The sequence below is a fragment of the Wolbachia endosymbiont of Drosophila baimaii genome (assembly GCF_028982185.1).
GTDB classification, from domain to species: Bacteria; Pseudomonadota; Alphaproteobacteria; order Rickettsiales; family Anaplasmataceae; genus Wolbachia; species Wolbachia pipientis.
The window spans coordinates 1-11,107 of record NZ_JAPQLE010000114.1 but is presented as its reverse complement, the minus strand read 5'-3'; the positions used below and the strand labels follow the sequence as shown (position 1 = coordinate 11,107).

Annotated in this window: 10 protein-coding genes and 1 pseudogene; 6 read left to right on the top strand and 5 right to left on the bottom strand. The window is 34.4% G+C overall.

Going from position 1 to position 11,107, the window contains the following annotated elements; translation table 11 throughout:
- Positions 1-61: 61 nt before the first annotated feature.
- Positions 62-508: an RDD family protein gene (locus OZD66_RS03870; RefSeq protein ID WP_338061738.1), complete on the top strand. Its 447-nt coding sequence runs from the start codon at positions 62-64 to the stop codon at positions 506-508.
- 166 nt (positions 509-674) lie between these two features.
- Here OZD66_RS03870 and rho read toward each other — a convergent pair whose 3' ends face one another.
- Positions 675-2,078 carry a transcription termination factor Rho gene (rho, locus tag OZD66_RS03865; RefSeq protein ID WP_182367075.1) on the bottom strand — a complete coding sequence of 468 codons (1,404 nt, stop codon included), beginning with the start codon at positions 2,076-2,078 and terminating at the stop codon, positions 675-677.
- Between the two features lie 199 nt (positions 2,079-2,277).
- Positions 2,278-2,880: a cell cycle transcriptional regulator TrcR gene (locus OZD66_RS03860; RefSeq protein ID WP_182367077.1), complete on the bottom strand. Its 603-nt coding sequence runs from the start codon at positions 2,878-2,880 to the stop codon at positions 2,278-2,280.
- A gap of 331 nt (positions 2,881-3,211) precedes the next feature.
- Here OZD66_RS03860 and OZD66_RS03855 point away from each other — a divergent pair, with 331 nt between their 5' ends.
- The 5 genes from OZD66_RS03855 (at position 3,212) to trpS (ending at position 8,377) form a co-directional block, all read left to right on the top strand.
- Positions 3,212-5,020, top strand: coding sequence for a peptidylprolyl isomerase (locus OZD66_RS03855; RefSeq protein WP_182319497.1), 1,809 nt, complete (start codon positions 3,212-3,214; stop codon positions 5,018-5,020).
- Positions 5,021-5,421: 401 nt separating this feature from the next.
- The gene (rpsP, locus tag OZD66_RS03850; protein ID WP_006279266.1) at positions 5,422-5,742 is read left to right on the top strand and encodes a 30S ribosomal protein S16; all 321 of its coding nucleotides are present in this window, start codon (positions 5,422-5,424) and stop codon (positions 5,740-5,742) included.
- A gap of 10 nt (positions 5,743-5,752) precedes the next feature.
- On the top strand, positions 5,753-6,739 hold the full coding sequence (locus tag OZD66_RS03845; RefSeq protein WP_182367079.1) for a polyprenyl synthetase family protein: 987 nt from the start codon (positions 5,753-5,755) through the stop codon (positions 6,737-6,739).
- Positions 6,740-6,800: 61 nt separating this feature from the next.
- The gene (locus tag OZD66_RS03840) at positions 6,801-7,361 is read left to right on the top strand and encodes a nucleotide exchange factor GrpE (protein ID WP_182367081.1); all 561 of its coding nucleotides are present in this window, start codon (positions 6,801-6,803) and stop codon (positions 7,359-7,361) included.
- Positions 7,362-7,378: 17 nt separating this feature from the next.
- The gene (trpS, locus tag OZD66_RS03835) at positions 7,379-8,377 is read left to right on the top strand and encodes a tryptophan--tRNA ligase (protein WP_182367084.1); all 999 of its coding nucleotides are present in this window, start codon (positions 7,379-7,381) and stop codon (positions 8,375-8,377) included.
- A 175-nt stretch (positions 8,378-8,552) separates the two neighbouring features.
- On the opposite strand, the gene OZD66_RS03830 is transcribed toward trpS, so the two are convergent.
- From OZD66_RS03830 to OZD66_RS03820, 3 genes and pseudogenes are all read right to left on the bottom strand, one after another.
- Positions 8,553-9,314: an alpha/beta hydrolase gene (locus OZD66_RS03830; protein WP_182367086.1), complete on the bottom strand. Its 762-nt coding sequence runs from the start codon at positions 9,312-9,314 to the stop codon at positions 8,553-8,555.
- Between the two features lies 1 nt (position 9,315).
- Positions 9,316-9,843, bottom strand: a complete 528-nt coding sequence (locus OZD66_RS03825; RefSeq protein WP_010082469.1) for a c-type cytochrome — start codon at positions 9,841-9,843, stop codon at positions 9,316-9,318.
- Between the two features lie 440 nt (positions 9,844-10,283).
- A pseudogene (locus tag OZD66_RS03820) lies at positions 10,284-11,032 on the bottom strand (transposase); the annotation flags it as partial.
- Positions 11,033-11,107: the final 75 nt, after the last annotated feature.

The window sequence follows — 11,107 nt, the reverse complement described above, 5'->3', positions numbered from 1 at the left end:
TTTGAAGAACCAATTCATTGAATTTGTTACTTCGTGCTAAAATAATGGAGTATGTCTCTCCATCATTCAATCGCAATTACAGTATGTTGATTGTATTTTATTTATCGCAATACCATTTGGTTTAATGGCGGTGGGTTTCTCACTTACACACGCAATACAAGGGATCATGGGTGCAATAATTGTAATCACCACGATTGTATTTTCTTTATTTTTAATGATACCATGTATATTTCATATATTCATGCTAGTAAAATTTGGCGGCACTCCAGGACACTTGTTATTTAGCATGCGTGTAAAAGACAAAGATACATTTGAGTCAATCACTACAATGCAAGCAATGAAAAGGACTATAGCTCTTTTTATAATTTATTGCATATCACTTTGTAATCCCATTTTATTCTTAGCTATACTAATCTTAGTTTTAGTATGTGCAGTAGGTGATGAACATAAACAAGCTTTTCACGACAAAATTGCAAACACGGTAGTGATAGATTATAAACCTAGTTGATATTTTCCTTTAGCTGTCTGCCACCAAGGGTGTCATTCCAGTGTCATGCGCTAACTTAAGGTAAATTGCCAACTTAACTATAAATATATTTTGGTAAATCCAAATTATTTTAGCTATAAGAGCGTTTTACTTTTTGCTCAGCATATCCATCATAACTGGCTTACTTTTAGTGATTCATGGAGTTAAAAAAGTCAGCATTGCTCTTTGTTAAAAGTAGTTTGTCACGTAAAAATTCCATTGCTTCAACGGGTCCCATAGGATTGAGTATCCTACGCACCACCCATATTTTATTTAGTATAGCCTTATCAACTAATAGCTCTTCCTTCCTTGTTCCGGATTTTGTAATATCAATAGCTGGAAATATACGTTTATCAGAAAGTTTTCTATCAAGTATGATCTCAGCATTTCCTGTACCTTTAAACTCTTCAAAAATAACTTCATCCATTTTTGAACCAGTCTCTATAAGAGCTGTGGCGATTATAGTTAAAGAACCACCATTCTCAATATTACGAGCTGCTCCAAAAAAGCGTTTTGGTCTCTGCAGTGCGTTTGAATCTACACCACCAGTTAGAACTTTCCCAGACGAAGGAATAACCGCATTATAAGCACGTGCAAGTCTAGTAATATTGTCAAGTAGAATTACCACATCTTTTTTATGCTCAACCATTCTTTTAGCTTTTTCTATTACTATTTCAGCAAGCTGTACGTGACGGTAAGCAGGCTCATCGAACGTAGAACTTACTACCTCACCTTTTACAGAACGTATCATATCTGTTACTTCTTCAGGTCTTTCATCTATAAGTAACACTATTAATTCTACTTCAGGGTGATTTATAGCTATAGAGTTAGCCATTTGCTGAAGCAATACAGTTTTTCCTGTGCGAGGTGGAGCAACTACTAACGCTCTTTGCCCTTTTCCAAGAGGAGCTACTATATCTATAGCACGCATGCTTAAGCCTTTTTTATCATCACCATTATTACACTCAAGTACTATGCTTTCCTCAGGATAAAGAGGAAGCAAATTATCAAAATGGACGTACTTTCTTAATTCACTTACTTCAGTAGAGTTTATACTTTGAACCTTAGTTAAAGTAAAATATCTCTCTTTATCACCAGGTGGCCTTATTTCTCCATATGCCATATCTCCTGTACGTAAATTAAACTTCTTTATTTGCCCGTTAGAAATATAAACATCATCGGTACTTGGGGCATAATTTGCACTTGCTGAACGTAAGAAACCAAAACCATCAGGCAATATTTCCACTATTCCACTCCCTGTGGTTATGCCTCCTTCTTCACTCATTTTTTTCATTAAGCTGAATATTATTTCCTGCTTTAGCATTCTACCATTGCTTTTACCGTTAGTTGAAATTTTTCTTTCTTCAGCTAACTCTAACAATTCTTCTGCTGTTTTCTCTTTTAATTCGCTCAGATCTAATGTTTTTCTGTTTTTCTCAGTACCTTCATTGACCATCTGTTTTACTGTATCGTTATTGTAAGTTTGCTCACTTTTTTCAGGTTGAGCTGTAACCTTTCCTTTTGCCAAAACATCTTCATTGATTGTTGTCATAATCCTCCAAAAATTTTAATTGATGCTTACTAACCTAAAATGTGACTATAAGATAATAAATTAGGCTGAGTTAGTTTCAGTGCGTATTAAGCTTAATCATCATTAAACCCCGTACTTTACTTACATTATACTAATAAACACTAGCAAGTCAAGTTAATTTAATGTTAACAAAACACAAAAATTTGAGGATTTTCAATAACTATTCTTTATATTTTTTTAACCTTTCTTGCTTCTCCTCTTCTACTTTTGCTTTTTCCACTTCTGCTTCTAAATTTTCTTGACTACATAAGCCGAGTAGTACAGGATCTTGGGGTTTTATATTTTGCATGTTATGATGAGATCCATCTCTTACCTGCTCAACTGTGTAATTTGTTGTACTAATTAATTTAGCTATAACGTTATTGTCCAAGATAGGAAATTTTTTTACTAAATAATAAATCGCATCAGGTTTATCTCTACGTCTTGCCGTAGAGGCAAAGCCAAGAATGCTACCAATCGCTTTACTCCTTTTTTTTATATTTTTTATAATCAAATTTGGTACACGATTTGGATTTTTTTTGCAATCATCGATTTCTTTTTCAGTAATTATTCCAGAAATAATAGGGTTATATTTTTCTACTTCTATTTCCCCATCAGCTATGTCTTGTACTTCTTCAAGAGCCAATCTGCAACATTGTGCTATTTGATTAAAAGTTAAACCAGTGTTGTCTACTAACCAAGCAGCTATTTGCACTAGAAACTGTTTATTTCTATCGTTATTGCCCTTAGAAGATTCCATTGACATCAAAAAAGCATCTCCCATTTAAAGTATCCCTTACTGTTATACAGAGCTAAAATATAAACTATTAAAACTAAAAAAGCATTAATTTTGTCATTCAATAACTTTTTGTTTGTCACTTCCCACTTCTTAAGTTAATTAAACGCGCTTACCTTTAAGCATATTTCAAACAAAATATTTCCCCTTCCTAAGGTATAGTATAACTCAGTTAAACATATGTTCCTATTTAAGATTAGAGAGTTAAATTTTAAGTTAATATATTGTAATATTATATATATTAGCTAATAAAGCAACAGGTTTACAAGCATTAAATTATCACTATTCTATAATTAATCATTAATTAACTGGGTTTAAAATGAATGTTAAAAATTTTTTCACTAAAGTAACCGTTGTCCTTTTAGCTTGCTTGTTAATCTTCATGGGAATTGGCAACCTTTTATCAGGTGATGATGAAAAAGAAGAGGTAGCTAGGGTTGGAAAAGAAGTTATAACGTCAGATGAGTATAAATCACTATATCAAAATTATGAAAAGCAAATTTCTGGATCTGATGCGAGTAGAGAACAAGTAAAAAAGCTGAAATATGATTTGCTTAACGCACTTATAGAGCAAAAACTATTGTTTAACCTAACTAGTGAGCTGGGGTTGACAGTTGGAGAAGAATCTATAAAAAACCATATTAAAAACACCAAATACTTTCAAAATGATAAAGGTGAATTTGACAAAAATAAATTCTATGAAACGCTAAATGACCTGCATATGACAGAGAAAGAGTATATAGCAAAGCTAGAGAAAGTCCTGCCTGCAATGATGTTCATGACTTCATTATTTAAAGATAATTATCCAGTAACTTTTGGCGAGAAAATTGATGAGCAGATATACAAAAGTCGCTACCAAACTAGAGTAGTTGATATTGTTAAAATAACTGAAGATGCAGTTACAAACATTCCTGAACCAGATGATCAAGCCTTACTTGATTTGTACGAAAGAAATAAATCCCATTTTTATTATCCTGAGTATCGAACTGCGCAATATATTTCCCTAGGCCAAAAGTATTTTGAAGATCAAATCAAGATCTCAGATGAAGAAGTTGATGGTATAATAGAACAACAAGAACTTAAAGATCAAAGAGATATATTCAATGCAATATTTTCTACCAAAGAAGAAGCTGAGACAGCAAGAAGAGCATTTGAGGAGGGTAAAACAAGCTTTGAACAGATAGTAGAAGAGTTTGGCAAAGCAAAACTTGAGGAAACTAGAGTAAATAATATAACTAAGGATTTTTTACCAGAAGACGTGAGAGAGAAGGTATTTGCTCTCAAAGTAGGTGAAGTAAGTGAAGTTTTAGCAAGCAGTTTTGGTTGGCACATAGTAAAAGTGGAAAGTGCGCATCAAATCTCTGATGAAGACTTAGTTGATTTAAAAAAAGACATAAAGTCAGTTCTAACTAACCAAAAGTCTTTTGAAAGAGTCAATGATTTCATAAACCAAGTGAACTATAAGATATACAATGGTTCAGAAATTGAAGAAATATTGAGTGAATATAATTTACCTATACAAACTATTGGTCCAGTAGATGCGAGTGGAAAAGATCAAAGCGGTAATAACGTAGGAGATTCTGGTGATTTGATTTCTTTCATTTTTTCGCGAGAAAAGGATCAGAAAGGTTATTTTAAGGGCGTTGGGGACGCTGTTGTTAGTGTAAAAATCGTCGATATCGTTCCACCCAAATTGCAAAGTTTTGAAGAAGGCAAGGCATTAGCGGTAGAGCTTTGGCGTAGTGAGTTTATAAAAGAAAGAATGTTTAAATTCGGGCAAGAGGTTGCAGTTCAACTAAGAGAAAAAACAGATTTGGAAGAAATTCAAGGTGTGGAATTAGTTAAAGGTCAGCAGATGCACCGCAATAAAGTGGATCAACAAAACTACCCCTTTTCTTTTGTAGAAGAGATTTTCAATATGAAAACAACTGGTTCAGTGACAGATCCTATTCAATACAATAATGAAATTATAATAGGTGTTCTAAAAGAAATGCATTCATCAAATGGCAAATTAAACACGCTTGACACCGGAAAACGTGTGATGATATCGCTAAAAGAGCAATTAATTAGCTATCTGGAATCAAAGTATAAAGTCGAAGTTAATCACGCTATACTTGATGATATATAATCAAAAATCTTATAAGTTGCTTCAAACGCATCCAGTGCCCAGACACACAACTGTACGAACATTGCGATTTGAGAGCAATCTTCACTAGAAAGGATGTCATCTCAGTGCCCAGGCACTGGGATCCAGGAATTTTATTAAGTTGGTAAGCATAAAAGTAGCCGTTTTATGTTAAAATACAACGTTTTAATGATTAAAAAAAGGCTGGATTCCAGTGTCAAGCACTGGAATGACACCATTTGCTGTGCAATTTACCTTCAAAAATGAATGTTCGTATAGCTGTGCGCCCGGCACTGCCCTACATTATTGGTAATTATATTATAAGGTGCAAAAGTTGTATAATTCATTTGACTTAAAACGGCTCATTGTATAAAATTGTGGCTAATATATGAATAAAGGTTAACATGGCAGTTAAAATAAGGTTGGCGAGGTTTGGCGCAAAGAAACGCCCTTTTTATAGGATAGTTGTAGCTGATTCACGAGCACCAAGGGATGGGCGTTTTATTGAGAAAATAGGACAATATGATCCAATGTTACCAAAAGACAATAAAAATCGTGTTGTGGTGAAAGCTGATAGATTAAAACATTGGCTAAGTGTAGGCGCGCAGGCAACTGAAAGAGTACTGTGGTTTATCAAAAAAGGCATAGTAACTTTAGAAACAGAACCAAAGAAAACAGAAAAGAAGAAAGTAGAGAACGAGAAAGCACAAGGGCAAGAGGCATAAGTCTCTTAAAATGCTAAATACTGATTTAACAAACAGCGATAAATTAGACGATATTGTATCTTCTGATTTGTCAGCTATGAATGACTTTGTCTTCAAAAATGTCAATGATGAAGATGCTAAGCTTGCTACTGATATTATATCTCATCTTGTTAGGTCAGGTGGAAAAAAAATAAGGCCTAAACTAGTTTTTATTATATGTAAAATGCTAAACTATTCTGGGGAGAATAGGATCAACGTTGCTGCATCGGTAGAGTTTATACACAATGCTACTTTACTTCATGATGATGTGCTCGATGAAAGTGAGGCACGCCATGGAGTTAAAACAGCGAATAAGATTTGGGGAAATAAATCAAGCATTTTAGTTGGTGATCTATTGTTGACTCTAGCATTTAGATGGCTTATAGAGTGTGGAAATTTAAATATTCTCTCTATTTTATCTAAAGCATCGCATTTACTTGTGAAGGGTGAAATAAAGCAGATGACAGCACGCTTTGACCCCCACACAGTCAGGGAAAATTATTTTGATATCATTGGAGAAAAGACAGCATCTTTATTTTCTGCATGCTGTGAAGCTGCATCAACAGTGTCTGGTGCAACAAATGACGAAACAGAGAGGCTAAAGAATTTTGGTTTTAATTTTGGTATGGCATTTCAAATAGTTGATGATATGCTCGATTATACTGCTAATCAAGGCACTTCTGGAAAGCAAGTCGGAAAAGACTTTTTCGAAGGTAAAGTCACCTTACCTGCTATTATAGCATACGAAAAGGGCAGTCCAGCAGAGCAAACATTCTGGGAAAAATGCTTTTCTTCAGCTAGACACAATTTTGACCAAGCATTACACTATATTAATTACCATAATGCCATTCAGCTTTCTATGAAAAAAGCTAGACACTACATTAATATGGCACAAAATGATATTAGTACTTTTTCTGATTCTTTTTATAAAACTACTTTAATTGACTTTTTAAATGCGAGCATAGAAAGACGAATGTAGCTGGCGCTTGATATTTTCGAATTAATTGCTATATATTTATTAGATTCTTAAGGGTAATAATATGTCAGATAGCAGTAAAGAGAAAAAGAAGAAGTTTGCTGATATGGTAAGTAGGCAGAAAGGTGACGACCAACAAAATAAGCAAACTGATGATTTAAATGAAGATCTCAATACATTAAAAGAACGTGCAGCTCAGCTTGAAGATCATTTACGCCGTGCTGTTGCAGATAATGAAAACGTCAAACGTATAATGCAAAAGCAAATTAGCGATGCAAGTGACTACGCAGTCACAAAACTTGCACGTGATATGATCGACTCGTGCGACAATTTAAAAAGAGTAATGGAAATTTTGAAAGACGGTGATCCTGTTCATGAGGGGATTAAAGTAGCTTATCAAAAAATTATAAATGATCTAAAAAAACATGGAATAGAGGAAGTAGATCCACTTGGTGAGCTTTTTGATAGTAATTTACACCAAGCTGTTGTGGAAAGAGAAGACAATGAAAAAAAGCCTGGCACCATTGTAGAAGTACTACAAACTGGTTATACTATCAAAAATAGGTTGCTCCGTCCTGCAATGGTTATTCTTTCTAAGAAATCTGCTGATTGTGGAAGCGATTAGCATGAGGTAAATGTACAATGACAAGTATTGTCTTTTCAGGTATCCAGCCAAGTGGCGTACTACATTTAGGTAATTATCTTGGTGCAATCAAACAGTGGATAGACTTACAGGATAAATACAAATCTCTTTTTTGTATTGTCGACCTACACGCAATCACAGCAAATAAGCTTCCCGCAAGTGAATTAAAAAGTAATATTTTCAAAACAGCAGCAGCTTATATTGCATGCGGAATAGATCCAGAAAAGTCCATTATTTTTAGTCAGTCCACGGTTAGTGGTCATGCAGAACTGGGCTGGCTGCTTGGATGCTATACACCAATTGGTTGGCTTAATCGCATGACTCAATTTAAAGATAAAGCTGGCAGCGATAAACAAAAAGCCTCTCTTGGATTATATAGTTATCCAGTACTTATGGCTGCAGATATATTGTTGTATCAAACTAAATACGTTCCTGTTGGTGATGATCAAAAACAGCATTTGGAGCTTGCACGTGATATTGCATCAGCTTTTAACAATCATTATAAGCTGGATTATTTCATCGTACCTGAAATCTTAACTTTGGATTGCACATCAAGGATAATGAGCTTAAGAGATGGTACAAGCAAGATGAGTAAATCTGACCCTTCAGAATATTCGTGCATTAACCTTGATGATACGGATGACTTAATTGTTAAAAAAATAGAAAAAGCAAAAACAGATTCAATTCTAGGCTTTGCTACTTTAAAGTGCCGACCAGAAATAAGCAATTTGATAAACATTTATTCAGTGCTTAGTAATGTAAATGCGGAAAAAGTATGTGAAGAAGTGAACAAACATGACATGAAGCACTTCAAAAAAGAGTTAGCTGATTTAATTATCAGTGTTATATCACCCATACGTGAGAAAATGAATGATCTTTTAAAAGACCAATTCCATTTACATGAAATATTAAAAAAAGGCACAAAGAAAGCAGCAGAAATTGCAACCCATAATATAAAAGAAATCAAGGATATTATTGGATTTGCTCAATATCTGTAAGGTTCCAAAGTGTGATGGTGCGAACCGTCATACCGCCGCGGTATCTCAGCCGCTAACACGTAGCGGGATGACGGTTTTTCAAATTGTCGGTAAATCTAAGTCAGTTTAGCTATAGGCAGCAATTTTCTGTATTTATTTTAAGTTGAAGAAAGCTCAAATGAAAAATCGTGTTTTGCTAAAAATCACAGAATGCAGTCTGGTTACAAAATTCTCTAATGGTCTTAAATAAAACTTCCAGTGAATGATTGTCAGACATATTGTGCTCTGCTGATTTTATTAAGTGTACTTCAACATCGGTTGACTTAATTTTTTCAGCTAAATTCAATGAAGTTTGATAAGGAACATCTTTATCATTAATGCTATACAGCAAGCGCACAGGACAGTTTATATCTATTGTCTTTTTGTTTAAAAGAAGGTTCTTTCTGCCATCTTCGATCAAATTTTTAGTTATTTTGTATGTACAATGCTCTGAAGTAAAATCTATTACACCTTTAGAATCTAGTTCTTCTTTTTGCTTGCCTGACAATTGCTTGAATATCAAATCTTCAGTAAAATCGGGAGCAGACGATATACCAATTAGTGCTGCAATTTTTTCTGGAAATTGAAGGGCAGTGAGCAACATCAGCCATCCTCCCATACTTGAACCTATAATTATTTGTTTATCGCTAGTTAATTCACTCATTACTTTAGCACAATTTTTTTGCCAATCACTTATCGTGTAATCAATAAAATTACCACTTGAATGACCGTGACCAAAATAATCAAATAGCACAAGTGCTACGTCATTTTCTTGGCAAAATTTGTAAATAGCAGTTGCTTTAGTTCCATCCATATTGGATGCAAATCCACCGAAAAAAACTACAGAAGCTTTCTTTCCTTGTAGCTTTCGATATGCTATGTGACCATTATTTCCATCAAACAATTTACAATAATCCATACTACTTTGGCAAAGCAACCGGGCTATCACTCAATTGATGCAAATAACTAACTAGATCTGCAATTTCTTGTGGATTGGAAATACCTGCAAATGCCATACGTGTACCTTTTATATAGGCTTTTGGGTTCTTTAAAAAGGCAAATAGCTCCTCATACCCCCATTTTCCACCTCTTTCAAGCACTGCTTTTGAGTAATTGAATGAGTTACCAAGATGGGCCTTTTTATTTCCAACTATGTTCCATAAGTTTGGTCCTACTTTATTCATTCCACCTTTCTCAAAACTATGGCAGGCTATACATTTTTTTGCTGCTGATTTACCTTTCTCAAAGCTAGCATTCTGCATGAGCGCTCCAATATCAAGCGCCACTTGCTCGATTTTTTGCTGGAACTCATTGCTGCCAGCAGCTACTATCGTTTGGTGTTCAATCTTATATTCTTCTGGACTGTAAAGCATATCAACTACATTACTAACTATCATAATGATTAGCCCAGAAAGTAAAATCGATGCTGCAATCTTATTAAGCTCCATAGTTAATTTTTATTAAGTAATGTTACTTAAATTATGCGAATATTTTCGCAAATAGCAACCAATTACCTTGAAGCTCGCTAAAGATGAGAGTCTCTATAGCTGACCCAAGAAAGGTTTTCCTACGTCCATACCGCCGCGAACCGTCATACCGCGATTCATTCGCGGTATCTCAGCCGCTAACAAGAGATCCCGCTAACAAGTAGCGGGATGACGAGGTTCACTGCCATTAAGTTAAGGAAAGAATGGTTAAAAACTGAACTAAAAAGTCAGAAATAATTAAGGATTTATGACAAACACTGAAACGGAATAGAGTAAACTTTAAAGCAGATAAACTCTGAAGTGTAAATTACTTAAGAAATAGTTTGTTTAGAAGTCATTTTACAGGAGCTATGGCAATAAGCTACCCAGTTATTGTCAGAAGATATGAATACTACCCCTAGTCAAAATATGTGTTTTCTAACCCTTTTTTGGTAATTGAACGAACGAAGATAAGGTACCTTATGACGATCAACTTTCCTTCCCTTTCTTACCGCCAAAGTGTTCATCAAAAATAGCTTTGATAATTGATCCATAATGCAGTCAGTATCTGATTCCGTAGCAAAAATGTCGAAAGCCAAGTTTTTGATCGCGTTAAATGAGACAGATTTGTTAATGCTCCTCTTAAGCTTATCATCGGTTAAGTCCATATTCAACGCTTCTTCTACATCTTCTGTCATAACACTTTCTAGGTTGCTAATAAAGATAGCTGACCAAAAATCCTGTTTAACAGACTCAACACTTTTTCCTGTAAAATTTTCTAGACTTAGTCTTCCTTTGAGTTTTGCAAAAAATGTCTCAACTCCCCAGCGTAAAAAATATAACTCCTTAAATCCTCCAGTTTGAAACTTTTGTTCATCCATTAATGATGTAGCTAACACTTCAATTTCACCAGATGGCAGTACCACTTTGAAGCGTTATTCCACTATTTTCTTGTTTTATCTTACGCTGAGCACATATGGTAACCTCAACACTAGATGGGCTTTTTTCTTCAAACATAGCATTCACTTCATTAAAAGATGATCTGGGACATCGAATGACATAAGCAATTTTTCTTTTTGTAAGGCTAGAAAGAAATTTATAAGATAAATATACAAATCAGTAAGTCATTAGTATTTACAACTTTAAGCATTTCATCTGCTAATACCAATTCTCATTATTAGGAGGACAAATAGGAGACATTGCAGAGTTGTTTAATTATGGAGTGGGTAAGAGAGGTAACAAATTT